Annotated in this window: 21 protein-coding genes, 1 tRNA gene and 3 pseudogenes; 13 read left to right on the top strand and 12 right to left on the bottom strand. The window is 61.3% G+C overall.

From position 1 onward, the window contains the following. Positions 1–36: 36 nt before the first annotated feature. Entirely contained in the window at positions 37–960 is a 924-nt protein-coding gene (locus tag CAQUA_RS00370) for an ATP-binding protein (protein ID WP_196825003.1), read from the top strand. A gap of 148 nt (positions 961–1,108) precedes the next feature. Here CAQUA_RS00370 and CAQUA_RS00365 read toward each other — a convergent pair. Beyond that, positions 1,109–1,192: transfer RNA gene (locus CAQUA_RS00365), tRNA-Leu, on the bottom strand. Between the two features lie 222 nt (positions 1,193–1,414). Between CAQUA_RS00365 and CAQUA_RS00360 the strand changes: the two genes are divergently transcribed. The 9 genes from CAQUA_RS00360 to CAQUA_RS00320 are packed head-to-tail and all read left to right on the top strand — an operon-like array spanning position 1,415 to position 11,324. Then, positions 1,415–2,278, top strand: coding sequence for an FHA domain-containing protein (locus CAQUA_RS00360; protein WP_290178448.1), 864 nt, complete (start codon positions 1,415–1,417; stop codon positions 2,276–2,278). 15 nt (positions 2,279–2,293) lie between these two features. Continuing rightward, positions 2,294–2,743: an FHA domain-containing protein FhaB/FipA gene (locus CAQUA_RS00355; protein ID WP_196825005.1), complete on the top strand. Its 450-nt coding sequence runs from the start codon at positions 2,294–2,296 to the stop codon at positions 2,741–2,743. Continuing rightward, positions 2,740–4,101, top strand: coding sequence for a PP2C family protein-serine/threonine phosphatase (locus CAQUA_RS00350; RefSeq protein ID WP_290178445.1), 1,362 nt, complete (start codon positions 2,740–2,742; stop codon positions 4,099–4,101). Before CAQUA_RS00355 ends, CAQUA_RS00350 begins: the two co-directional genes overlap by 4 nt. Further along, a complete protein-coding gene (locus CAQUA_RS00345; protein WP_196825006.1) occupies positions 4,102–5,433 on the top strand; it encodes an FtsW/RodA/SpoVE family cell cycle protein in 1,332 nt (443 codons plus the stop codon). Further along, positions 5,430–6,884 carry a penicillin-binding transpeptidase domain-containing protein gene (locus CAQUA_RS00340; RefSeq protein WP_196825007.1) on the top strand — a complete coding sequence of 485 codons (1,455 nt, stop codon included), beginning with the start codon at positions 5,430–5,432 and terminating at the stop codon, positions 6,882–6,884. The genes CAQUA_RS00345 and CAQUA_RS00340 overlap by 4 nt, the downstream gene beginning before the upstream one ends. Then, on the top strand, positions 6,871–8,340 hold the full coding sequence (locus CAQUA_RS00335; protein WP_196825008.1) for a serine/threonine-protein kinase: 1,470 nt from the start codon (positions 6,871–6,873) through the stop codon (positions 8,338–8,340). Before CAQUA_RS00340 ends, CAQUA_RS00335 begins: the two co-directional genes overlap by 14 nt. Beyond that, positions 8,341–10,452 (top strand): Stk1 family PASTA domain-containing Ser/Thr kinase, encoded by a 2,112-nt coding sequence (pknB, locus tag CAQUA_RS00330; protein ID WP_196825009.1) that lies wholly within the window; start codon positions 8,341–8,343, stop codon positions 10,450–10,452. Between the two features lie 51 nt (positions 10,453–10,503). Further along, positions 10,504–10,779, top strand: coding sequence for a cell division protein CrgA (gene crgA, locus CAQUA_RS00325; protein ID WP_196825010.1), 276 nt, complete (start codon positions 10,504–10,506; stop codon positions 10,777–10,779). Between the two features lie 17 nt (positions 10,780–10,796). Continuing rightward, a complete protein-coding gene (locus CAQUA_RS00320; RefSeq protein ID WP_196825011.1) occupies positions 10,797–11,324 on the top strand; it encodes a peptidylprolyl isomerase in 528 nt (175 codons plus the stop codon). A 269-nt stretch (positions 11,325–11,593) separates the two neighbouring features. Here CAQUA_RS00320 and CAQUA_RS00315 read toward each other — a convergent pair whose 3' ends face one another. The 3 genes from CAQUA_RS00315 to CAQUA_RS00305 form a co-directional block, all read right to left on the bottom strand. Beyond that, on the bottom strand, positions 11,594–13,219 hold the full coding sequence (locus tag CAQUA_RS00315) for a glycerol-3-phosphate dehydrogenase/oxidase (protein ID WP_196825012.1): 1,626 nt from the start codon (positions 13,217–13,219) through the stop codon (positions 11,594–11,596). Between the two features lie 88 nt (positions 13,220–13,307). Continuing rightward, the gene (gene metE, locus CAQUA_RS00310; protein ID WP_196825013.1) at positions 13,308–15,572 is read right to left on the bottom strand and encodes a 5-methyltetrahydropteroyltriglutamate--homocysteine S-methyltransferase; all 2,265 of its coding nucleotides are present in this window, start codon (positions 15,570–15,572) and stop codon (positions 13,308–13,310) included. 25 nt (positions 15,573–15,597) lie between these two features. Continuing rightward, the gene (locus CAQUA_RS00305; RefSeq protein ID WP_196825014.1) at positions 15,598–16,566 is read right to left on the bottom strand and encodes a methylenetetrahydrofolate reductase; all 969 of its coding nucleotides are present in this window, start codon (positions 16,564–16,566) and stop codon (positions 15,598–15,600) included. A 276-nt stretch (positions 16,567–16,842) separates the two neighbouring features. On the opposite strand from CAQUA_RS00305, the gene CAQUA_RS00300 reads away from it, so the two are divergent. The 3 genes from CAQUA_RS00300 to CAQUA_RS00290 all read left to right on the top strand — a co-directional run bounded on the left by CAQUA_RS00300 (position 16,843) and on the right by CAQUA_RS00290 (position 20,439). Then, positions 16,843–17,526: a hypothetical protein gene (locus CAQUA_RS00300; RefSeq protein ID WP_196825015.1), complete on the top strand. Its 684-nt coding sequence runs from the start codon at positions 16,843–16,845 to the stop codon at positions 17,524–17,526. A gap of 106 nt (positions 17,527–17,632) precedes the next feature. Beyond that, entirely contained in the window at positions 17,633–18,319 is a 687-nt protein-coding gene (locus tag CAQUA_RS00295) for a hypothetical protein (protein WP_196825016.1), read from the top strand. Beyond that, on the top strand, positions 18,316–20,439 hold the full coding sequence (locus CAQUA_RS00290) for a YhgE/Pip domain-containing protein (protein ID WP_231375514.1): 2,124 nt from the start codon (positions 18,316–18,318) through the stop codon (positions 20,437–20,439). The genes CAQUA_RS00295 and CAQUA_RS00290 overlap by 4 nt, the downstream gene beginning before the upstream one ends. A 139-nt stretch (positions 20,440–20,578) precedes the next feature. On the opposite strand, the gene CAQUA_RS00285 is transcribed toward CAQUA_RS00290, so the two are convergent. From CAQUA_RS00285 to CAQUA_RS00250, 8 genes and pseudogenes are all read right to left on the bottom strand, one after another. After that, positions 20,579–20,728 carry a hypothetical protein gene (locus tag CAQUA_RS00285; protein WP_196825017.1) on the bottom strand — a complete coding sequence of 50 codons (150 nt, stop codon included), beginning with the start codon at positions 20,726–20,728 and terminating at the stop codon, positions 20,579–20,581. A 144-nt stretch (positions 20,729–20,872) separates the two neighbouring features. Continuing rightward, positions 20,873–21,118 (bottom strand): annotated as a pseudogene (locus CAQUA_RS00280) (IS1249 family transposase); the annotation flags it as partial. Between the two features lie 16 nt (positions 21,119–21,134). After that, positions 21,135–21,885 (bottom strand): annotated as a pseudogene (locus CAQUA_RS00275) (IS256 family transposase); the annotation flags it as partial. 98 nt (positions 21,886–21,983) lie between these two features. After that, entirely contained in the window at positions 21,984–22,781 is a 798-nt protein-coding gene (locus CAQUA_RS00270; RefSeq protein WP_196825018.1) for an ATP-binding protein, read from the bottom strand. Positions 22,782–22,788: 7 nt separating this feature from the next. Then, on the bottom strand, positions 22,789–22,995 hold the full coding sequence (locus CAQUA_RS00265; protein WP_196825019.1) for a hypothetical protein: 207 nt from the start codon (positions 22,993–22,995) through the stop codon (positions 22,789–22,791). A 122-nt stretch (positions 22,996–23,117) separates the two neighbouring features. After that, positions 23,118–23,867: an ATP-binding protein gene (locus tag CAQUA_RS00260; protein ID WP_196825020.1), complete on the bottom strand. Its 750-nt coding sequence runs from the start codon at positions 23,865–23,867 to the stop codon at positions 23,118–23,120. Positions 23,868–23,968: 101 nt separating this feature from the next. Continuing rightward, a pseudogene (locus CAQUA_RS00255) lies at positions 23,969–24,646 on the bottom strand (IS256 family transposase); the annotation flags it as partial. 227 nt (positions 24,647–24,873) lie between these two features. Next, positions 24,874–25,185, bottom strand: a complete 312-nt coding sequence (locus CAQUA_RS00250) for a transposase family protein (RefSeq protein ID WP_010189373.1) — start codon at positions 25,183–25,185, stop codon at positions 24,874–24,876. Between the last annotated feature and the right edge of the window lie 55 nt (positions 25,186–25,240).

Below are 25,240 nucleotides of genomic sequence, written 5' to 3'. Positions count from 1 at the left end.
GGCGAGCCCAAGATTTCTAGAATCTCTGCGCCGCTAGTGACTGCCTTTTTACGGCTCGGCCCTTTGATTGACACCAACGCGAGCAGGGAGGTTGCAACGATCTCCCTTTCTAACGGCCAAGAAGTCATCATCCCCGCTTTCCCTGAAAGCGCGGTTGATGAGGTAATCGCCAACGCGGCCGCCCACAGGGATTGGGATGCCACCTCCCCTATCGTGGTCGAACAATCGCCCACCGAACTCAAGGTGTGGTCTCCAGGCTCTCTCCCGGTGGGCGTGACAGTCGACAACGTTCTAACAATCCCGTCAGTACCCCGCAATCCCACGCTGATGACGGCACTTCGCATGCTCGGATTAGCAGAGCAGGCATCTCGCGGATTTGACCGAATGTGGGCGTCAATGCTGTCAACCGGCCGTACTCCACCGACAGTAAATGCGAGCGAGAACTTCGTTGAGGTTTCTCTTTCTTCCGGCAACGTCGACCGGGATTTCGTCATCGGCCTTGCGAACTTGAGAGAAGTGTATGGCCATGAGCTTTTTGACAGCGTCAACGGACTGGTAATCGCGCGTCATCTCATGCATAACCCAATCCTCACCGCGTCTACTGCAGCCCATCTCATGCAGCTCTCTCTCGATCAAGCCGAAGATGTTCTGGCGTTTTACGCCAATGCCGGATTCATTGAGCAACTGCGGGATGCCCCAGAATGGATTCTTTCTGAAACAGCCCGTGAAGAAATGAAGCCAGGTGAGGAAGGGATGATCGCTACCGTCACAATCCAAGAATGGATCGAAACCCAGCTACGAGAGGGCAAGTCTTTGTCTTCCCGTGAGGTAGCGGAAGAACTCGGAGTCGACCGGACCGACATCACCCGAATCTTGAGCCACCTTCGTGACCTGGGTCGGGCAAAAATCGACCCATCCGGGAAATCGCGTGGACCAAGCGTCCGGTGGATCGGGATTTAACAACTTCAAACAACTATCCTGACCTGCTTTTTTAGGGCCCAAAGCCAGTTAGTTGTTGTGGGAGTTGTTTTAAACAACTCTGCAGGGCCGGGAGTAAAAGAAGAAGTCCCGTGACACCGTAGGAACGATGTCACGGGACTTCCGACCGTGCCCGGGGGGGGACTTGAACCCCCACGTCCTTGCGAACACTGGCACCTGAAGCCAGCGCGTCTGCCAATTCCGCCACCCGGGCGGGCTAAATAAACATAGCACGGCGGAGTACTCAATCACCAAATCCGTCTACTACCTGGGATTTTCCTATACGTTCACAGGAGATTCGCGCCAGCGTGTAGGTGGATGTCGTTTACACCTTTATACTGTCACAGGAGTAATCCCACGGAACACGCAGAAAACGCTTCGACCCGTGGGATAACGCTGTATGCAGTTGAGGCTTATTTGGAAGGAGGTGAGGTTCGTGGCGATTATGGAGCGCCTGGCCAAGCTAGACAGTGCGATGCAGCGCGGGCTGGATAACGGCTTCGCGGCAGTGTTCGGCGGACGCGTGGTTCCTGCGGAAATCGAAGAGATCTTGAAGCAGGAGGCCCAAGACAGCATTGTCACCAATGAGTATGACGAATTGGTGGTGCCCAACGTCTACGCCGTGGGTGTTTCCAAGAAGGATCTAACCAACCTGTCCCAAGACACGAACCTTCCCTCCCACCTGGCCTCACAACTCACACGCTACGTCCGCAATCAAGGCTGGAGTCTGTATGGCCCCGCCGTGGTGCGTGTCGCGGAAGAATCCGGACTGCGAACTGGTCAGCTGCGGGTTTCTTCCTATATTGATGATGCACCTGATGTAGACAGCGGATTCGACGTAATTAATTCTGAAGCGCAGGAAGGCTCAGCTATGCAATTCCCACCGGACTCCCGCATGCCGCACGCGCCTGCGCAGCCGACTAGTGGCGGCGGCGCCAATGTGATCCTGATCCTCCAGGATGGCTCCTCGCGCAGCTACCAGGTCAAGGAAGGATCCACGATTTTAGGCCGCTCCAACGATGCGGACTTCCGCGTGCCTGACACGGGTGTCTCCCGTCACCACGCGGAGATCACCTGGGATGGTTCAGTGGCGGTGCTGGTGGATCTGCAGTCCACGAATGGCACGACGGTGAATGACCAGCAGGTGGACAACTGGATGCTCGCGGACGGGGACGTGATCTCTATGGGTCACTCAACGATCGAGGTACGGATCGTGGAACCGCGCCAGGGCCAGCCGGCACCGGCGGCGCAGCAGGCGCCAGCCGCGCCCGAAGGTGAAATCCCGGAGTTCTGGCGGTAGGCAGGAGAGACGCGTATGGATGCAGCACTAATGCTGGCCACGAGGTTTGGCCTCCTTGCCCTGCTGTGGCTGTTCATCTTCCTAGTGATGATGGCGCTGCGGAGGGACGTCAAAGCCGCTGCGGGAGCACCGCGCCAGGCGGCTCCGGTTCCCAGCCAGGTTCGTAAAGAGAAGGCGCGGGAAATCGTGGTGGTCGATGGCCCGCTGCGCGGCTCACACATGGAGATCGCGCAGCTGAACGCCTTCACCCTTGGCCGTTCGCAGGAAAATGACTTTGTGCTCGGCGATGATTTCACGTCGTCAAGCCATGCCCGCCTGTTCCGTCGCGGTTCCGATTGGTTCGTCGAAGACCTGGATTCCCGCAACGGTACGTTTGTGGCGGGTAACCGCATTGACCAGCCGGAACGGGTATCGGTGGGAACTGACATCAAGATGGGCCGCACGATCGTGAGGTTGATGCCGTGAGCGATCAGAACGTGAAATACCAGCTCAACTACGTGGCACTGTCTGACCGCGGGCTGGTCCGCGGTAACAACGAGGACTCCGCGTACGCAGGCCCGTACCTGCTTCTGTTGGCTGACGGGATGGGCGGCCATGCTGCGGGTGAGGTCGCGTCTCAGATAATGGTCGAGCGCATGGAGCACTTGGACCGCAACCCCGAGGACGCGGACCTTCAGGCGCTCCTTGGTGCCGCCGCTGATGACGCCAACGCGGCTATTGATGCAGCCATTGATGAAAACCCTGCCTACAACGGGATGGGCACGACGCTCACGGCGTTGATGTTCAACGGATCTCAGCTGTGTTTGATCCACGTTGGTGACTCGCGCGGGTACCGTCTGCGCGACGGCACGCTCAGCCAGATCACCGTGGATGACACTTTCGTGCAGTCGCTTGTCGACGAAGGGAAGCTCGCGCCCGAGGATGTGTCGACGCACCCGCAGAAATCGCTGATCTTAAAGGCGTACACCGGTCGCCCCGTAGAGCCGCACTTCGAATACTTTGATGCGCAGCCGGGCGACCGCTACCTGCTGTGCTCCGACGGGTTGTCTGACCCGGTTACCGCGGAGACCATCGAGAACACCCTGGCTGGAGGCACCCCGCGTGAGGCCGGTGAGAAGCTCATCGAACTCGCGCTTCGTTCCGGTGGGCCCGACAACGTCACGGTCGTCGTGGCGGATGTTGTGGACTCTGGCAACGATGAGAAGGCGCAGTTACCGAACAAGCCGGCACTAGCCGGGGCGCTCGCCTTGACCACTGAGGATACCCACCCGGACACGGCAGCTTCGCGCGCAGCAGCTCTCGTGCGACCACGCGCGAAGGAGGAAAAGCCGGATTCCGACGAGCCCGACAATGAGCCGGTTGAGGACGAAGCGGTCGAAGAGACCGTCGATAAGCGAACTGCTCCTCGCTGGCTGTGGCCCGCTTTGACCCTAGCTGTGGTCGTTGTGATGGTGCTTGGTGGCGCGTGGGCGTGGATGAATAGCGCGAAGGAAAACCGCTACTTCATCTCCACGAATGAGGAAAATGAGTTTGTTATTGAGCAGGGCTTTGACAGCTCTGTGCTCGGTTCTGGGACGCACACGCCAGTGCAGAAAGTGTGCATCAATAAGGACAACGAAATTCGGACTTTCAACATCGACCAGCAACCCGCGGACTGCCAGGTGTTCACCGTCGATGACCTGCCTGAATCCGCGCGCGGTGCCGTGGACAACCTCGAAAGCGGGGACTACAGCGTAGTCACGAGCCAGCTTGAGCGCATGGGCCAAGAGGCGCTTCCGGTGTGCGTGGACGGCGGTGCCGATTCCTGCCGGGAGGAAAAGTAAATGCGAAAACTTTTTACCCGCGGCCGCGAACTCTTCCTGCTGATTTTTTCCGCCGTCCTGCTTTTGATCATGCTCTTAAGTTTGGAGCTGTCCCAAGGAAATGCCCCTGGGATTGAGATTGTGTATCTTGCCGGCGGCTTCGTGGGCGTGTTCGCGATTGCGCACCTAGCGATGTGTTTCGCCGCCCCTAGCGCGGACCAGGTGTTGCTGCCGGTTGCGGCGACGCTGAACGCGATTGGGCTGGTGATTGTGTATCGCCTTGACCTGGCCCGCGATAGCGGGCTTGCGGAACGGCAGGTGCTGTGGTCGTTGGTGGGCGTGGTGCTGATGACGGCGACGTTGCTGATCGTGCGCGATCACCGTGAGCTTTCACGCTTTTCGTATCTGCTTGGGCTTTTAGGCCTCGTGCTGTTGGCGCTGCCGCTAATCGCGCCGCAACCGGCTGATGCGGATGCACGGATTTGGATCAAGCTTGGGCCGTTTTCTGTGCAACCTGGTGAGTTCTCCAAGATCTTGCTGCTGCTGTTCTTCGCGCAGCTGCTCACCCAAAAACGCGCGCTGTTCACCGTGGCGGGGTACCGGATCTTTGGGCTGACGCTGCCCCGCTTGAGAGACCTCGCGCCGATCTTGCTGGTCTGGGCGATCGCGCTGTTCATCATGGCTGCGACGAATGACTTCGGGCCGGCGCTGCTGCTGTTCACCACGGTGCTGGGCTTGGTGTACTTCGCCACCGGCCGGACAAGTTGGCTCGTGATCGGCGGTGGACTCACCGCTGTGGGTGCGTACGCGATTTACCAGATCTCCGACAAGATCCAGACCCGTGTGGCCAACTTCCTTGACCCCTTCGCGGACATCAACGGAACGGGCTACCAGGCGTCCCAGGCCCTGTTTGGTTTGAGTTGGGGCGGCGTGACCGGCACCGGCCTTGGATTCGGTTACCCGCAGGTCGTGCCCGTTGCGTGGTCGGACTACATTCTCTCCTCCATCGGTGAGGAACTCGGGCTCGTCGGCGTGGCCGCAGTGTTAGTGCTCTACGCCATCTTCATCACCCGCGGGTTTGCCACCGCGCTGACGGTGCGCGACGCATACGGCAAGTTGGTTGCCTCCGGCCTGGCCCTGACGATTGCGGTGCAGGTCTTCCTCGTCGCCGGTGGTGTCAGCGGGTTGCTGCCCATGACCGGTATGACCACCCCGTTTGTGTCCGCCGGCGGTTCGGCCGTCATGGCCAACTACATCTTGCTGGGTCTGCTGCTGCGCATCTCCAACAACGCTAACCGGCCAATCGACCACGATCCGGCGGCCAAGGCGCCGCAGCTGGAGGTGGCGCGATGAATTCGTCCATACGCGTTGGCGCCATCGGCTCCCTTCTCCTGACGCTGATCTTGCTGCTTAACTTCTCCTGGGTTCAGGTCTTCCACGAAGATGAATACGCAGGTCACCCGGAAAACCGCCGCAACAACTTTGAGGCGAAGAAAGTGGACCGCGGCAGCATCTTCTCTGGCGAGACCATCCTGGCGGAATCCCACCCGGATGAGAACGGCAACTTCCACCGCTCCTACCCCAACATGCCAGTGTCTTTCGCGCCTTTGACCGGCTACATGTCGGACATCTACGGCACGGCTGGCCTAGAGGCCGGATTCAATACAGAACTCAGCGGGGAATCTTCGCTGGCAAGCTCACGGTTCTTCCGCACGAGCAAAGAAACCCGGGTAGGTAACTCCGTTGAGCTCACCATTGATCCGCAGCTCCAAGCAACGGCCTATGACCAGTTGAGCAACTCCGGTTACAACGGTGCTGTGGTAGCGATCCGGCCGTCGTCAGGCGAAGTGCTCGCGATGGCGTCGAACCCTTCTTACGACCCCAACGCGATCTCCAGCGCGGACGACGAAGTGGCCAAGAAGGCGTGGGAAGCCACGACGAATGATCCCGGAAAACCGCTGGTGAACGTCGCGGCGCAGGACCAACTCCCGCCCGGATCAATCTTCAAAATCATCACCACCGCCGCCGCTTTAGACAACGGTTACCGCGCAGAATCCCCGGTGACCGGCGCGCCGTCGATCACGCTTCCCGGCACAAACCAGCAGCTGACCAACTATGACGGCCAAGGCTGCGGCGGCCAAACGACGACACTACGCAACGCGTTTGTGAACTCCTGCAACACGGCGTTCGTAGAGATCGAGGAGAAGATCGGCTCGGAGGAGCTTGAGAAAGCCGCGACGAAGTTTGGCGTCGGCGAGAAATACGATTTAGGCATCAACTCTTCCGCGGGTTCGCTGGGCGATCTGCAGGATCCGGCACGCGCGGCAATGTCTGCCATCGGCCAGGCTGATGTCACGATGACCGCGTTGCAAGCTGCGGTCATGGCGGCGACGGTGGCTAATGAGGGCACTCGGATGAGCCCCTACATTGTGAAACGCGTAGTCACCCCGGATTTGAAGACCTTGCGCCAGACGCGCCCGAATGAGGCGGCGAAGGCACTGAAGCCCGAGGTAGCCAAAGCAGTGACAGACCTGATGTACGGCTCCGAGTCCCAGACCTGGGGCTACGACGGCAACGGTTTCGCGTCGAAGACCGGCACCGCCGAGCACGGCGAGGGGCTTCCACCGCACGTCTGGTACGTGGCCTTCGACCCTGACAAGGACGTTGCCGTAGCAGTGGTGGTGAAAAATGGTGGCGGCCTAGGGCTCAAGGCCACCGGTGGTCAGGTCTGCTCTCCCATCGGCCGCACCATCTTGCGCGCCGCGCCCGCCGCAGAGAAGGGAGGCGACGGTGAACACCGATAACCGACACGAGCTCCAGCGCCTCATCGGCGCGGACTATCAGCTCCAGTGGGTCGTGGGTCAGGGCGGAATGTCCACGGTGTGGCTTGCCGACGACAAGGTCAACGACCGGGAAGTCGCCATCAAGGTCCTACGCCCTGAATACACAGGCCATGAGGAATTTCTCACCCGTTTCCGCAACGAGGCCATTGCGGCTGAGGGCATTGAATCCGACAACGTGGTTGCCACCTACGACTACCGCGAAGTGGACACCACTGAGGGTTTCTCCATGTGCTACATCGTCATGGAATACATCCGCGGTGAATCGCTGGCCGACATGATTGCGCGCGAAGGGCGTCTCACAGAATCCTTGGCGCTCGACGTCCTGGCGCAGGCCTCCAACGGCCTCGCGGTGATCCACCAGATGGGTCTTGTCCACAGGGATATTAAGCCCGGTAACCTCATGATCACCCAGAACGGCCAGGTCAAAATCACCGACTTCGGTATTGCCAAAGCAGCCGCGGCCGTCCCATTGACCAAAACCGGAATGGTGGTGGGCACGGCCCAGTACGTCTCCCCTGAGCAAGCGCAAGGCCTGCCGGTGACCGCAACTTCTGACGTGTACTCCCTGTCCGTCGTCGGCTACGAAATGCTGTGCGGACGCCGCCCTTTCACCGGCGAGTCCTCCGTCTCCATCGCGATGGCCCACGTCTCTCAGACACCGCCGCCGATGTCGACGGCGATTTCCGCACCGTCGCGCGAACTAATTGGCATTGGATTGCGCAAAGATCCTGCAACCCGCTACGCCAACGGCAGCGAATTCCTCCGCGCGATCCGCCAAGCCCAGGCCGGCGAGCGCCCCACCGCCCCACGCCCAACGACGACGCGGACGCCGGCCCTGCCCACCAGCGTGGCTACCGGCGAATTGCCCCGCCAGCGCCCGCCACAGCAGCAGCGCCCGCCGCAGCAGCTTCCGCCGCAGCAGCGCCCGCCACAACAGCGCCGCCCGTACCAACCGCCACCGCCACCCCCGGAAGAGAAAAGCAGCACTGGCCTGTGGATTGGTGCTGGTGTCTTGGCGTTGCTCTTGCTCGGCGGCGGTGTGTTCGCCTACTCGCAGGGGTATCTCGGCGGGACGGGTACGGAGTCGTCGACAAGCGAAATGCCCCCGGCCCCCGAACCGACGCAGGAAGAGCCGACGGTGGAGCCGGAACCCGAACCGGAACCGGAAGAACAGCCGCGCTACACGCCACCGGAGAGGCCTTCAGTGCGTGAGCCGGAGCCAGAAAGGCCGACGCCACGCGAGCGGGAATTGCCCCGCCGCACGCAGCCGGCGCCTCAGCCGGATGTCGAGGACAACCAGCCGGTGCCAACACCAAACCAGGACCCCCCTGCCATGCCATTCCCCCAGTTAAGAGAAGATGTATTGGGAATAGGTACAAAGATCGGTGTAGTGAACTTAGACCAAGGAGGAGCGTAAATGACTCTCGTTGGAGACCGCTACCAACTAGGAGACATGATTGGTACCGGCGGGATGTCGGACGTTTATGTCGCCACGGATACCCTGCTGGGGCGCGAAGTCGCCGTGAAGATGCTCAAAGTCGACATGGCCCGCGACGAGAACTTCCGCGAGCGTTTCCGCAAAGAAGCACAGAACTCTGCGCGGTTGAACCACCCCAACATCGTGGCTGTGTACGACACAGGGGCCACGGAAGTTGATGGCATTAGCGTGCCCTACATCGTGATGGAGCACATCAAGGGCCGTAACCTGCGCGACATTGTGCGCGAGGACGGTCCGCTGCGCCCGGAGGAAGCCGCGGCGTTGATGATCCCGGTGACTGCGGCGCTTCAGGCAAGCCACGACGCGGGCATCATTCACCGTGACGTGAAGCCGGCGAACATCATGGTGACTAACACCGGCGAAGTGAAGGTCATGGACTTCGGTATCGCGCGTGCGCTGGATGATTCCACCGCCGCGATGACGCAGACCTCCGCTGTGATCGGCACCGCCCAGTACCTCTCCCCGGAGCAAGCCCGCGGCAAGAACGCGGACGCACGCAGCGACATCTACGCGTTGGGCTGCGTGATGTACGAAGCCGTGACGGGCACGCCGCCGTTTTCTGGTGAGACCCCCTTCGCGGTGGCGTACCAGCACGTTCAAGAAGACGCGGAGCCGCCGAGCAGCCACATGGGGGAGCTGAACCTCACCGACACCCAGGCCGTGAACGTTGATGCGGTGATCCTTACCGCCATGGCAAAACACCCCGCTGACCGGTACCAATCAGCGGATGAAATGTCGGAAGACCTGCAACGCCTTGAGCGCGGGGCTGTAACCAAGGCCGCGCGCAACCACGTTACTGAGTCCGAGCCGACTACCCAGGTGGTTACTCCTGCTGCCACTGTCGAAGGCAGCTCAACGCGCGTGGTGAGCGCAGCCGAGCAGCCCGAGGAAAGCGATCAAGACGACTACGACGAGTACTACGACGAGAACGGGTACTACGACGAAGACGGCAATTACTACGAATACAGCGACGAGTACGACGATGAGTTCGGCGCCTACGACCCGGAGTATGACGAGTACGAAGAGGCCCCGCTAGCTAGCGGCGAATCGCGTTATTCCCAGCACCGCCTCGCGCAGAACCGCAAGAACGGCTCCATATGGAAGTGGCTGCTAGCGGTACTCGCTGCGCTGGCGATCGTGGGCGGCAGCCTGTACGCCATCAATGAATTCGGTGGCAAGGAAGAAGAGGTGGAAAATAACGTCGTCACCGTCCCCAACGTGATTGGAAAGCCACGCGAGGAGGCAATTCGATCGATTGAAGCTCTAGGCCTCCAGGTCAACATCAGCGAGAAACCATCGCCTGACGTGCCGCGCGGCGAGGTCATGGCGGTCAACCCCAACGCCGGCTCGCAGCTCAAGCCCGGCGCGCAAGTCACTCTGACCGTGTCGTCCGGCCGCGAAATCACCGACGTCCCTGACATCACCGGCAAGACGCCGCAGGAAGCGAAGGATCTACTGAAGAAAGCGGGGCTCACGCTTAACGACGACATTGAGCGCGATTCCAGCGACAACGTCGAGGAAGGCAAGATCATTTCCCAAACTCCGGTGGCAGGCTCCCAGCTGTCGAAGGGCTCCAAGGTCTCCATCAAGGTTTCGACGGGTAAAGAGAAGATCCGTATTCCGTCGTTAAGCGGCATGAAAGTGGATCAGGCCCGCGCGACCCTGTCCTCGCTTGGGTTGGAAGCGACCGTCACCGAAATCGACTCTGAAAACCCCAAGGGTGAAGTCCTCGCCGTCGCGGATGAAGGCAAGGAAGTCACCGAGGGAACGAAGGTTAACCTGCAAGTTTCCAACGGAATCCTGATGAAGATGCCGAACCTGGTGAAAATGACCAAGTCCCGCGCTGAGGAAACCCTGCGTTCCCAAGGCTGGTCCGGCAGACTCCGTGAAGGTGAGCGATTCAGCACGTTGGTGCCGGACGATCACGAGCGCATCTCCGGTTCCCGACCGGGCGCCGGTGAAACGATCCGCAAGGACCAAGACATCACCGTCGATGTTTGGGAATTAGGAGTTCGGGACTTGCTGCCCTAACTGGTAGAGTCCCAGCACAGTAACAACTACTCACAAAGGACGATAAACGTCATGCCAAAGGCAAAGGTCTCCAAAGACTCGGTCTCTACCCCGCTGACCACGTCGACGGGCACCACCCGCACCCCGGTGAAAATCAACACCGGCGGCACCCCAGTCTGGTACAAGGTCATCATGTTTGGCCTCATGCTGTTTGGCCTGCTGTGGCTGGTTGTCAACTACCTGGCGGGCCCGAACATCCCGTTCATGGTGGAGCTCGGCCCGTGGAACTACGCGATCGGCTTCGGCGGCTTCATCCTGGGGCTGCTGATGACCATGGGGTGGCGTTAGTAGCTACACTGGCGTGCATGGCTAACAACATTTCTACGCAAACAGCTACTCTGCACACCAACCACGGTGACATCGTCATCGAGCTCTTTGGCAACCACGCCCCGGAGACCGTGAACAACTTCGTGGGCCTGGCCAAGGGCGAAAAGGACTACTCCACGAAGAACGCTTCCGGTGCGAGCGAAGGCCCGTTCTACGACGGCGCAATCTTCCACCGCATCATCCCGGGCTTCATGATTCAGGGCGGTGACCCGACCGGCACCGGTACCGGTGGCCCGGGTTACCAGTTCGGCGACGAGTTCCACCCAGAGCTCTCCTTCGACCGCCCCTACCTGCTGGCCATGGCCAACGCCGGCCCAGGCACCAACGGCTCCCAGTTCTTCATCACTGTCGATGCCACCCCGTGGTTGAACAACCGCCACACCATCTTCGGCGAAGTCACCGATGAGGCCTCGAAGAAGGTCGTCGATGAAATCGCTGGCGTTCAGACCGGCCGCATGGACCGCCCAGTCGAAGACGTTGTGATCAACTCCATTTCCGTGTCTTAACGCACGACCTCCCCACGGAGACCCTCAGGTCCTGCCCAACTCCTTATCTGGGCGGACCGGTGGGTCTCCTTTTTTAGGCCCAGGCGCGCTTGACCCGATTCGCGAAATTTGTATCCAACTTTCGATAGCGCTTCTAAAACACCTGGTCACGGCCTTGCGGCTTTATGGTGATAGTTCAACAAAGCAGAATTTCGCGTATCGCCCTCAACGACGGGGCCCGCGCTGGGCCTGCGCGGGGCCCGGGCGAGCCCGCGCGGGGCTGGAACGGGTCAAGGCAAGGCGTCGAAGACTTCGCGGGCGACGGGCTCGGCGGCGGCGCGGTCGGCGGCGACGAAACCAACGCGGGTGCGGCGGTCGAGGATGTCGTCCACGCTGCGGGCGCCTTCATGGGTGACGGCGTAGGAGATCTCGGCGCGCGTGAGGTCCAGGTCCGCGACGCGGTCTGCGCCGTTAGGGATGATGCTCGCAGCCAGAACGTTGCGGGCCTCGGCGCCGTAGCGGGCAACCAGGGATTCCGGTAGTTCTTCCGCGTTCGCGCCGGTGGAGGCCCAGGCCTCGTGCGGGGAGCGTTCATAGGATGCACCGACCAAGGGAATGCGCTTGGTCTGGCACTCGGACGCGGGGGAGGTGAGGTTGGTGGAGATGGATTCGTCGTTAAGCATGGCGTCGACCGTTTGCTCCGCCATGAGTCGATATTCCGTGAGCTTGCCACCTGTAACCGTGACCACGCCATCGGTGGTGAGGATGAGGTGGTCGCGGGAGAGGTCGGAGGTTTTGATTTCTTCCTCGGCAGAGCTTTCGCCGTCCCCGAACTTCACTAGCGGGCGTAGGCCGGCGAAGGCGCCGATGACGTCGTCGCGGGTGAGTTTGGTCTCAAGGCCGCCGTTGACCACGTCCAGGATGAACGTGATGTCTTCTTCGGGGACGGAAGGTTCGTCCTCGATTGTCGCGAGGTCGTCGGTGATTCCCAGGTAGCAATGCCCCATTTGAGCTGGGAGAATGAAACAAAACCTAGTTGGTGATCCCGGCACGGCGACGGTGAGTGCGCCTGTGGGGTTGCCTACTTTTTCGGCGTCGATCACCAGGTGCGTGCCGCGGCTGGGGATGATGGTCACTTTGTTTTCAAGCTCGCCGGCCCAGACGCCGGTTGCGTTGACTACGCCGGCGGCCGCCACGTCGATGGTCGGAACGTCGATAGTGCGGTCGTCGATGTCGAGTGTGACAACCTTCGCGCCGTCGCGGCGGCCCGGGGCGACGCTAGCACGCGCGCCGAGGAGGACGTCCGCGCCGTAGCCCATGGCGGTGCGGATGACGGCGGTGACGAGGCGGGCGTCGTCGATAAGCTGGCCGTCGTAGTTAAGGAATCCCCACTTCACATCCTTGCGCACGGTGGGGCAGAGTTCTTTGACCCGCTCGGCGGAAATCACGCGGGAGCGAGGGAGCACGCTTGACGACGTCCCGGCAGCGACGCGTAACGCATCGCCGGCCGCGAAGCCGAGGCGTTGCAGCACGGCTTCTTTGTTCGCCTCGGTGAGAGGAACCACCTGCGGCAGCGCGCGGACCAGGTGGGGGGCGATGGTGTCCATGAGTTTGCCGCGTTCGATTGCGCTGCGGCGAGCCACACCCGCGCTGCCGGTGGCGAGGTACCGCAACCCGCCGTGGGCTAGTTTCGACGACCACCGCGACGTGCCAAAAGCAATGTCGCGCGCTTCAACAACCAGGATTTTTAAACCACGGCTGGCGGCGTCAAGGGCGACGCCAGCGCCGGTGATGCCGGCACCGATGACAATCAGGTCGTACTGATCCTGGCCTTTTGTGAGCGAGCTGAGGAGCTGCTCACGGTAAGCGGGAGAAAGGATGGTACGCGCGGGATCAAAGGCGGGTGTGTTTGACATAGGAACAGTCTAGGCGAAAACGGCAACGCAAAACCCCGCCGGTGCAGGACAATTAGGTCGAGCGCCAGCGGGGCTTCGTGGTGGTTTTTTAGAGGCCGGAGACAACCTCGTCGCGGGCGGCGACCATGTTGGTCAGCGACGGCTCGACCTCGGCGTAGCCGCGGGTCTTCAGGCCGCAGTCCGGGTTGACCCAGAGGCGGTCGGTCGGCACGTTTTCCAGAGCGGCCTTGATCAGCTCGACCATCTCTTCCTTGCTGGGCACGCGCGGGGAGTGGATGTCCCACACGCCCGGGCCGATTTCGGAGTGGAAGGTCTCATCGATGTCTTCCAGCAGTTCCATCTTGGAGCGCGCTGCCTCGATGGAGGTAACGTCTGCGTCCAGGCCGGCGACGGCCTCGATGATCTGGCCGAACTCGGAGTAGCAGAGGTGCGTGTGGATCTGCGTTGAAGGCTGTGCGTTCAACGCGACCAGGCGGAAGGCGCGCACGGCCCATGCCAGGTACTCCGGGCGTGCGTCGGCGCGCAGAGGCAGGAGCTCGCGCAGGGCGGGCTCGTCGATCTGGATCACCTGGATGCCAGCAGCCTCCAAGTCAGCGACCTCGTCGGCGAGAGCAACACCGATCTGGTCAGCGGAAACGGAGACCGGCACGTCATCGCGCTTGAAGGACCAGGCCAGGATGGTCACCGGGCCGGTGAGCATGCCCTTGACCGGCTTCTCGGACAGGGACTGCGCGAACGCGGACCACTCGGTGGTCATGGCGTTCGGACGGGAAACGTCGCCGACGACGATCGGCGGGCGGGTGCAGCGGGAGCCGTAGGACTGGACCCAGCCGTTCTCGGTGACCACGAAGCCGTCGAGAAGCTCGGCGAAGTACTGCACCATGTCGTTGCGCTCCGGCTCGCCGTGAACCAGAACGTCGAGGCCGAGGCGCTCCTGCAGCTCGATGACCTGCTTGACTTCCTGCTTCAGGGCCTCGGTGTACTGCTCATCATTGAGCTCACCGTTCCGGTGCGCGGCGCGGGCCTGGCGGATCTCGGTAGTCTGCGGGAAGGAACCGATCGTGGTGGTCGGCAGAGCCGGAAGGCCCAGAACCTCACCCTGGATCTTCTTGCGCTCCGCGAATTCCGGCGCACGCTTGACTTCGCCAGCAGGAAGCTTATCGACGCGAGCAACAACGTCCGCGTTGTGAATCTTCGTGGACTCGGTGCGGGTGCGAACAGCACGATCGGAACGGCCGAAGGCCTCCGGTGCGTTCTCCTCGCCAGCAACGAGGGCCTTGATCTCGCCGATCTTCTCATCGGCGAACGACAGCCAGGTAGCAACGTCGACCGGCAGGTTCTTCTCCGCGTTCAGCGTGTGCGGAACGTGCTGCAAAGAGGTGCTGGTGCTGACGGAAATCGGAGCATTTCCGTCAGCAGAAAGGGAGTTGAGGATCTCGGCCTTGGTGCGCAGGTCGGCAGCCCAGACGTTACGGCCGTCGATAAGACCAGCGACGATCGTGGTGTCGGTGCCCTCGAATGCAGCGGCCACGCGTGCCGGGTAGTCAGCATCGGCGTCAAGCGTCCACGGGGACAGGTCCACGTGCACGGCCTCCGGCTTGACCGAAGCCAGAGCCTTCAGGCCCTCGCGCGCAGAACCGTACGGCGTGGTGATGTAGACGTTCGGGCGGTTGTCGGCGCCCAGAAGCGTGGACCATGCCTGCTCGGTGTACTTAGCCAGGTCCGCGTCCGGGGTGGACAGGTCAGCAACCAGGGCCGGCTCGGCGACCTGGACCCACTCAACACCAGCGTCGGCAAGCGCGGCAAAGACGGTTGCGTAGGCGTCGACAAGCTTGTCCAGCAAGGAGAAGTCCGCGGGCTTGGACAGCGCCAGAATCGTGATCGGGCCGACCAGCACTGGGCGGACGGCGTGGCCAGCCTCGCGGGCTTCCTCAACCAGGCGAAGGACGCGCTCCGGGGCCGGGGTGATCTCGGTGACGCCCTCAAGCTCCGGAACGAGGTAGTGGTAGTTGGTGTCAAACCACTTGGTCATCTCCAGCGGCACGCGGGTGTCGTTACCGCGGGCAAGAGCGAATTCCTCGTCCAGGTCCGTGCCGCCCGGGATAAGACCCACGGTCAAGCCGGTTTCCAGAACCTGGTCGTAGTAAGCGACGTCAGCCGGGATCGCGTACTCCTCATCCAGGCCCAGGTCACGCAGGTGGTTGTAGGTGTCGATGCGCAGGGCGCGGGTGGTGGAACGGAACGTCTCAGCGTCAATACGTCCAGCCCAGTAGGACTCAAGCGCGCGCTTGAGCTCGCGGTTAGCGCCGATACGCGGGTAACCCTCGATTGTTGCTTTAGGGAAAGTAGCCATCCGGTTTCTATCCTTCTCGTGTGGTTTATTTCGGTTCGATGCCGCAGCGCGACAGGAGGTCTGCCGTTACTGCAAGATTATTGTGCGTGTAGATGTGCAGGCCGCCCACCCCGGCGTCGAGAAGCGTCTGCACGATGTCCGTAGACATCTGCATGCCTACCTCATACTCTTCTTCCGCGTCGGAGCACGCCTCGAAGGCGTCGCGCACGTGCGCAGGCACCTCGATCCCCGACAGTACGCCCATGCGCTCAACCCGTTTCAGGCTTGTCATGGGCATAATCCCGGGGATGATGGGGATCCGGACGCCCGCCATGCGGGTTTCTTGCGCAAAACGCAGGAAGTCCTCGGCGTCGAAGAAGAGCTGGGTGATCGCGAAATCCGCGCCGAGGCGCTGCTTGGACAAAAGGACGTCCAAATCCAGGTCCGGGGTCGCGGACTCCGCGTGCCCTGACGGGTAGCAGGCCACCGACAGCGCCAGCTTGCCCGCCGCCAGCCGGTAGGCGTTTTCTTCTTCGATCTCGCGGATGAGCACCAGCAGCTGCGTCGCGTACTGGAGGTATCCCTCCGGCAGATGGTCTTCGCCTTCCGGCAAGTCACCGCGCAGCGCCAAGAATCCGCGTACGCCCGAGTCAATGAGCCGGCGGATCCACTCGGACAGCTCCTCTTCGGTCCCCGCCGTGCACGCGAGGTGCGCGATCGTGGGAAAGTTCGTGGTGGTGCTCAAGCGCTCGATGAATTTCGCTGTGCCTTCCAGCCAGCCGGAACGCCGTGAGCTCGTCACCGCAAGGTAGTCGGGGTTGTAGGCCGCCAAGCCCTCGATTAGCTCGGTTAATTTCGCCTCGTCCGCGTCGTGGCGCGGGGGGATCATCTCAAAACTCAGCGCCGTGCGGGCGCGCCTTGGACGCCGGTTTGCTTCCGGCGCCTCGTCGAGGGAATCCAGTGGCGCGGAAGCTGAAAGGCGGGACAACCTCGACGATTCAGTTCCTCCTTGCACGAAGGAATCCTTTCGTCGTTAAGCGTGCTGTACTTAAAACACGCGATCGGGTGGCTGGGCTCAGCGCTTTGGGTTCAATTCAGTTACGCAATGTAACGAACGGTCCGCGGGCTTAACAAGTCACTGCCTCGCGCGGCGCTGAATCCGCAGGACATCGCTTCACGACTACGTGAATTTAAATGCCCCGTCGAAACAGAAAATGAACAGAGCTGTCCACTAAGTCCGTTCATTACCACTACGCTGGTGGCAACACGATTTCCAACGAAAGGCACCAGCATGAACCTCCGCACCGCCCGCATGGCGTACCGCCTGGCAAGCATGGCATACGGCCGCTACCGCAACCTGGACAAAGAGAAGCAGCGCGACCTGTACGAAGCTGTGCGCGCGATGGCGCTCAACGAGGGCCGCGCCCACGAGGACGAGGAACGCGCGGCACAGATCGCTGCGTTGAGCTCGCGCACGCCGAAGCGCGGCAAGAAGGCGCGTGAAGCAGCTGCTGCGCGCCGCCAGGCTGGCGCCGTGACTCGCGCCGCGCACGACCGCTTGGACGAGCGCCGTCTCGCATTCGCGCAGGCTGTGCAGGACAAGAAGGTCGCCGCCAAGCTGGAGAAGAAGGCAAGGAAGGAGCAGCGCAAGCAAAAGAGCACCAAAGTGGGCGCTGGCGTAGGCATCCTCGCCCTGTTGTCCGCGATCGCCGCGGCGGTCTACTACTTCTTCGTGCGCGATGACCGCAAAGATTCCGCGCCCAGCTCTGCGCCGACGCACGAGCGCAAGAATCTGAACCCCGCGCCTGTGAAGCCTGTGAAGAACGCGCCCGTGAAGAAGGAGCCCACCCACGGCCCGCTGAGCGAGGAGCCGGCCGAGCGCGATGAGGCCTTGCTGAGCTCCATCGAAGACCAGTTGTCCACCCTGGACACGCTCGACGATGACCAGCGTCAGGCTACCGATCCGCGCCACTAGTTTGTGCAAAGAACCAGTTAGTGGCTCAAAATCGAACTAACACTTATGGCCGCGGAAGGCTAAGTTGTAGGGCGTAGTACTAATCAACCTTGGGGAGGTTGGTCCAGTGGACCCCGTCTTACGAGTGCACGACTTGGCTGTGACCAAGACCGGCTCGTCCTACGCCTTCGATGCAGAAGAAGGCCTCAACATTTTGATCAATGACCGCGAGGCAGGCTCTTCTACGCTTGCCCTCGCTCTCGCCGGGCGTTTCCGCCCCACCGCTGGGAGCGTCGATCTGCTCGGAAGCCCGTCCACGCCCAAGGAGAGGTTTTCAGCTGTCGCTCTCGCGGGCAAGGAGCTTATCGACGACCTGGATCGGCTCGTCCCCGTCCGCGACCTAATCCGGGAACAAATCTCCTGGTCCCAGCGCTTCTTCGTGCCGGTTCCCCGCCACGATCTCCTTCAACACTCCCGCCTTGCCCCATGGGTCGAGGACCTCGAATTATCTGACTTAGACGTCAACGATAAGGTCGGCGACCTCCACCCCACCACGCGCCTGCAGCTGCGTGTCCTTTTAGCTCTGGTGGCGCGACCGGACGCGCGCCTCCTCATCGTCGACGATGTCGACCAGCTGCGCAGCCTGGAACTACGCGACCAACTTTTGGGCAACCTCTCCCGCATCGCGGAAAAAGTCCCAGTATTGGCCCTGACCGTCAACGACGTACCAAAAGAATTTCCCGGCGAAGCCCCGGTTAACGTGATCGACCTCCGCGGCCACCACTGGTCTACGGATGAAGAGGAGCTGGCATGATCAGCGGAACTTACATAGGAACACACTTCAAACGCCTGCTTCACGGCACTCTCCCACCGCTGGCATTGGTAGCCATCACGATCCTGCCACTGCTTTTCGGTGGCCTGTTCGTGTGGAGCTACTACGACCCAATCGGCAACCTGAACAAGGTCCCCGTCGCGCTGGTCAACTCCGACAAGGGCGCACCAGGCCCCGATGGGGAGATGCTGTACGCGGGAAAGGAGGTCGAAGAGAAGCTCTTAGAGGTTCAGCCCATGCACTTTGAGCTGGTCAGCCCGGAAGAAGCCAAAAAAGGCATCGCCGACGGCACGTACTACCTCGGCGTAGAAATCCCCACCGACTTCTCCGAGGCCGTCACCAGCGTGCAAGAAGACGACCCCCATCCTGCCAAACTCAACGTCACGCTGAACAACACCAACGGCTTCATCCCCACCATGCTGGGAAATCAGGTCACGCGCGTGATGACGAGTGTGATTAGTGAAACAGTCGGTGAGACAATCACCCACCAGCTCTTCGTCGGCTTCAACACCGTGGGTGAGGGCATGGATCAGGCCTCCGACGGCGCAAATAAGCTCCACGACGGCACGAGCAAAGCCAAGGACGGCGGCGTGAAACTGCGCGATGGTGCTGGCCAGCTCAACGAGGGTCTGAACACCGCGAACGACAAAATCCCGGAGCTCGTCGGCGGCATTGAGAAGCTGGACAACGGTGCTGGCCAGCTCCACGACGGCGCGGCCCGGCTTAACGACGGCCTGAGTCAGGCCTCTGACGGCGCTGACCAGCTGGCAAACGGACTCGGTGCTCTTAAGGGCGGGGCCGATCGCCTAGGTGATGGCGCAGGCCAGATCGCTGGCGGCGTGGACAAGATCGCCGGCGTCACAGACCAGCTCGCCGCCGTGGCAGGAGCTCTTGGCCAGGTCAACGTCCAGTTTGAACAGGCTCTGCGTGATCTGGAGGCCTCCCCCGTTCCGGCGGCCCAGCAGGTCGCCGCCCAGATCCGTGAACTGCAACGCCAGCTGGCTCCGAGCGGCGAGTTCGCTGCCCTCGGCCCCGACGTCTACGCGCAGGTCAAGGCGCTCCAGGACGGCACGCATGAGCTGGCGTACCAGCTGGGCGACCCGGGCAGTGACTTCCGTTCCGGCATCGCGCGGGCGGGCAACGGCGCCGACACGCTCGCTCAGGCCCTCCACCAACTCTCTGACGGCTCCGGCCAACTGCTCGCCGCAACTACGCAGCTCAAAGACGGCACGAGCCAGCTCGTCGTGGGCGCACGCACGCTTGCCGACGGCACCTCACGTCTCGCCGATGGTTCCGACCAACTGGTTGTCGGCGTGGACCAGCTCAACGACGGCTTGATTCAGCTTGACGACGGCTCCGGCGAGCTGGCTCTGAAGATCACCGAGGGCGCTGAGGAACTCCCCCGCTGGCACGGCGAACGTCTAGACAAGGCGTCTGAAGCAGCCAGCTCCCCCGTGCGGATGGTCAACACCGGTGAAGATGTCACCACCTTCGGCCAGGGTCTCTCCCCCTTCTTCCTCTCCCTGTCGCTCTGGTTCGGTGGCCTGATCACTTTCATGATCTACAATCCACTGACCCGCCGCATCATCGATTCCGGCGCGAACCCGGCGCGCATGATGATGGCCAACCTGATTCCGGCCGTCCTGATCGGCGCGGTCCAAGCATTCAACCTGTGGTGGGTGCAAACCCTCCTGCTCAAGGTGGATCCCGTCCACCCTGCAGAAATGCTGGGCATCCTAGTCTTCGTCTCCGCGGTGTTTATGACCCTGATCCTGGCGCTCAACTCCCTCCTCGGTGCCGCCATCGCCAGGTTCTTAGCAATGATCCTGATGTCTTTGCAGTTGGTCTCTTCCAACGGCCTCTATCCGCCGGAAGTCCAGCCGAAGTTCATCCAGTGGATGCACACCATCGACCCGATGCGCTTCTCCGTCGACCTTGTCCGCTTCTGCCTCTTCGGCGGCGCCGAAGGCAACCACCGTCCCCACCAGGCGTTAATCATCCTGGCCATCATCGGCGTCCTGTCCTTCATCGCCGGCAGCATTGGCTATCGCCTGCAGCGCACCGTACGCATGAAGGACATCCACCCCGAGCTGCAGGTATAACCCACAGCCCGCGGTGTACCCGCCGCTTCTCGCCGCCCAATGCCGATTTCGCTGAGTGGCCACGCCACTCAAGAGAATCAGTCGGCCACGACCTGCAGGTTTCCGTGTCGACTAGCGCTGAGTGGCACCACTCAAGGGTCTAACCCATCACGCGCTGATCGAACAAGCCGTTCACCGCGGCGATCGAGCCGTTGACCGCGGCGATCGAGCCGTTGACCGCGGCGATCGAGCCGTTGACCGCGGCGATCGAGCCGTTGACCGCGGCGATCGAGCCGTTGAACTTCCGCAAAATCTGACCTGGAGTTTTGCAGGCTACGGCTCGATCAAAAACTCAACGGCTCGATCGCCGCTTTAGAGGAATGGAGCCGGACCGGGGGGTTAAGTAGCAAAATGTGTGTCCGCTCGGCGTGTCGTGGGGCGGGCACACCGTTTGTTATTTCATGGGGCCTTTTCTGATTCCTATCGAGTGTTCGTATTCGGTTGGGATAGCGTTGTCGTAGAAGGCTGGTCGTCCTGTTTCCTGGTCGGCTTTGTTGTGGTCTTCTTCGGCAAGATCGTTGACTTTGACGAGTTGATCTTGGCCAAAATCGCACTGCCTGGCGATGTCTAGTGGGTCGTCAGGCAGTTGCTTTTTGGTGTGGAGGTACCACTCGAGCATTTTCCGTTGACGTTCTCCGGACCCGCACCTTTTCGTAGAGGTTTTTGGCGAAGTGGGTGCGACAGCGCTGCCACGACGCATCAGGCAGCACTTCAGAAATGGCGTGCTGGATGCCCTCATGAGCATCACTGGTGATAAGGAAGACCCCGCAAAGCCCGCGGGCCTTGAGGTCTTGGAAGAAGCCCTTCCACGACGCGTTGGATTCCGCAGTGGCAACGTGCATGCCGAGCATTTCCCGGTAGCCGTCGGCGTTGACCCCGGTAGCTAGCAGCACGCAGCATTTGACCACACGTCCGCCTTCACGCACTTTGATCGTGAGTGCGTCACACGACAGGTAGGCGTACCCGCCGGGGTCGAGTGGGCGGTTTTTGAAGTCTGCGACCATCTCGTCAAGTTCTTCCGACATCCGCGAGACTTGCGATTTCGACAGGTTAGAAATCCCAAGGGTTGCCACCAGATCGTTCATTCGGCGGGTGGAGACCCCTTTGAGGTAGCACGTCGCGATCACGGTCGACAGCGCGCGTTCTGCTCGTGAGCGGCGCTCTAGTAGCCAGTCGGGGAAGAACGCGTGCGTGGCGCAGTTTCGGCACTGCCACGTCGATCGTGCCGACACGGGTGTCGAGGTCGCGGTGGCGGTACCCGTTGCGGTGGTTGACCCGCTCGGTGGAAGCAACGCCGTATTCGGCGCCGCAGACGGTGTCGGCCTGGGCGGAGAGGATCTGGTTGATAAACCCTTGCAGCATCTGCCGCATCAGGTCAGGGGAGGCTTGGGCGAGCAGATCATCCAAGTAGGTTGCAGGGTGACGGGCGTTTCTTTTCGGTACCGGTAGGGCGGTATCGGGTACCGGGGTGTTGGTGGTTGCCGGTACCCGTTTTTTACCCCCGGTTACGGCTTCTGGGGTTGACGCAGCCGTTTGGGTGTGGCAGGGCCCATCCTTTCTTGTTTGATGTCGTTGCGGGTTCGCATGTCTTCTCCCGTCAGGGTGAGTTTCGAGCCGTGGTTGGCAAGACGGGACATCACCGCGTCCGCCAGTGCTGCCTCTGAGAAGACGTCGTACCAGTAATCGGGTTCGTGCTGGCTGGCGATCACGGTAGAGGCATGCTCACGCCCGACGAGCAGGTTGAACACTTGGTTCAACGCGTGCGCTGAGACATCGGTGGCGAGGAAGTCATCGATGACGACAAGTGCCGGGGCCTGCAAGTCGGCGAGGAGTTGTTTGCGGGCCTGGGGATGCTCAGCCGCAGCGTCGAAATCGTTGGCCAGGTCGTTGAGCCTGTAGTAACGGGCGGTGAGCTTTTTGCGGCACGCCGCGACGGCCAGGGCTTGAGCGAGAAAACTTTTACCGGTGCCGGTAGCTCCCACGATGATGAGGTCTTTGCCGTAGTCGACCCATTCGCAGGTGGCGAGCCGGTCGATGCGGTCTTGGGTTACACCGCGGCCGGGATAGGCATCGAAGCGCTCGAGTGCGGCGGTTGAGCCAAGGAGTTTCGCTTCACGCAACCTTGTCTGGATGACCTTGTTGTCGCGGGCGGTGAGTTGGGCTTCGAGGGCTTCTTTGATCTTGTCTTCGAAGGAGTCGTTATCGCGCGAGGGGTCGTTGACGATCTCTTGGATCGTCGCGGCGAACACGCGCATGCCGCGCAGCGAGCCGAGCTTGTCGAAATCTTCATCGGTTAACGCCATGATGCTTCTACGCCTCCTCACCGAATTCAAGCTCACTGAACTCGAACGCTGCTTTGCCCCGTACATGCGACACCTGCGCAGCTGGAGCGCGACGCGCCACCGGCCTAGTTGACGCAGCAGATGATGTTGGTGATTGCGCACCACCTGTGGCAGTGGCGGTGCGAGTTTCGAGGTCTTTGATGGTGTCGTGGACTTTGCGCACCGACGGCACCATGCGGGAAATTGCTGAGCCCGGTCGGTTGGTACCGGTGGTTTGCGTAGGTGGTACTGGTGGCTTCTGTGTTGTTGGTACTGGGGTGGCCGGCGCTGGTTGTGCGCCGGCTTGTGCGGGGTGGGTTAGTTGGTGGGGTGGCTGAGAGCTTTTCTCATGTCGTAGTCGCCTATGTCGATTCGTAGGCCTGTGTTGAGTCTGCTTACGAGGGACTCGGCTGCGATTCTGTTCGGCATGGTTTGCACCCAGTACGCGGCGGTGGATTGGGAGGCGATGATGGTCGGCAGGCGCCCGTCTCGCTCGATTACGATTTTGGTGAGGTCCTCTTGTCCACGCAGGTCGATGCTCATGGTGAGAAAGTCGTCGATGATGAGGACATCGACGTTAATGAGCTTTCTCATCAGGGCGGTGTAGTCGGGGTGTGTGGTCGGGAGGACTGCGAGCTTCGCGGTGAGTTGGTCGAGCCGGAAGTAGGCGACGCTGTGCCCGGTGTGGCAGGCTTCGACGCCGAGTGCGCAGGCGATGTAGGTTTTTCCTGCACCAGTGGGTGCGAGGATGTGTATGTTGGTGGGCTCTTCGCGCCATTTGGTGGCCGCGAGGCGTTTGAGTTGCCGCTCGTTGATGCCGCGTTCGCTTGGGCGGGAGATGTCTGCGATGGTGGCGTGCGGGTAAAACAGGTGGGCTTGGGCGATTGCTTTAGCCACGTTGCGTTGCCGGCGTTGTTCGAGTGCCTCGTCTACGGCGGCGAGGAAGATGTTTTCGGGAAGCTCGTCTGCGTTGGCGTCGTCGTTGAGGAGTGCGAAGTAGATGTCAGCGAAGGTTGACAGGCGCAGGGCCCGCAGTTTCACGCGTGTGGTCTCGTCGATGTCGATCATGGTTGGTTAGCCCTCCTTTGTGGTGTCGTAGTAGTCGGCTGGGCGGATGAACACCGAGTCGGCGACTGCGGTGATGTCGACGATTGGTGCTGCGGGTGCCGTCCCAGGATGTGCTTGATGCCGTCCATGTCGACACCAACCGCCATATAGCAGGCTTTGTTGACCACGCGGTGGCCGTCACGGATTTTCACGCGTAGCGCGTCGAGGAAGATCACCGGGTAAAACTCGTCGAGCTGACGGTTTTGTCAGATCATGACCTCGTCTAACACCGCATCGGTAATGGTGCTGATCGTATCCGGGCTCATATCCACCCCAAGGGTGGTCGCGAGGTGATGCTGGATATCGCGCACTGTCATCCCGCCGGCGTAGAGCGAGACGATCATGTCGTCGAGTTCTGTGAGCCGGTGTGCGCCCTTGGGCACCATCCGGGGAGTAAACGTGCCGGCACGATCCCTGGGCACGGTCACTTCCACCGCGCCGTAGCCAGAATTGACGGTCTTGGTGTACGACCCGTTGCGGTGATTGCTCTCCTGCGCGGTTTCCACCTGGGCTTTGGCCTTGCGGTCGGAATGGCTATAGCCCAAATGCACATCCATCTCTGCCTTAATACCAGCGTTGATCGATGCCTGCAACAAGCCTTTGACCAGCTCGCTGGCATCATCAGCAGTGGTCGACAGCTCGCTGATCAGGCTGGCGAGCTCAGGATTTTCCATCAGCTTCTCGCTGATCTCGTTGACCCTCGCCGGGTCATGGTTTTTCTTCGGTGACACCGTAGTCATTATCGGTGAAACTCCTTCTAGATCAGAGCCTCACACACAAACTTCCTGACACCCTTCAGGAATGACAGGCGAGGAGCAATCCGCGGGGACGGATAAGGCCACAGCGCGTTCAAATGTCTCACATGAGTGCAACGGTGAGGGGTGTAGAGAACGCACGGTGGGCGGTTGCGAATAAGTGACCACGCTGGCAGCCAAGAGGTACGAGCGATGAAAGATCAGCTCGAGCATTAGCGAACGTACTGACGTCGCTTTATTAGGTGTACTGACCGGGTACGTTGCGGGCACGCCGGTTCGGCGCACCGCCACAGCCGCTTGCGCCACACCAGCAGCACCGGCCGCCCCGCCGAGGGGATGTCACGCACCAGATGCTCACGCCGGCCGTGGGCCACCGCGACCACCCCGCACCGCGGGCACCCGGTCACCGACTCGGAGGTCTCCACCAACAGCTCCAGCTCACCGCCGTACTCACCGACGGCAAGCACCACCAACCCCGAGATGCCGAGCATCGCAGCGGGCAGGACGGTAGCCTCAACACTCACCTGGGACTCCTCTCGATCCGTTGCTTGGTCGCTACGAATCGTGGAGTCCCAGGCC

The sequence above is a fragment of the Corynebacterium aquatimens genome (assembly GCF_030408395.1).
In the GTDB taxonomy this organism is placed as follows: domain Bacteria; phylum Actinomycetota; class Actinomycetes; order Mycobacteriales; family Mycobacteriaceae; genus Corynebacterium; species Corynebacterium aquatimens.
This window is presented reverse-complemented; position numbering and strand designations above follow the sequence as displayed.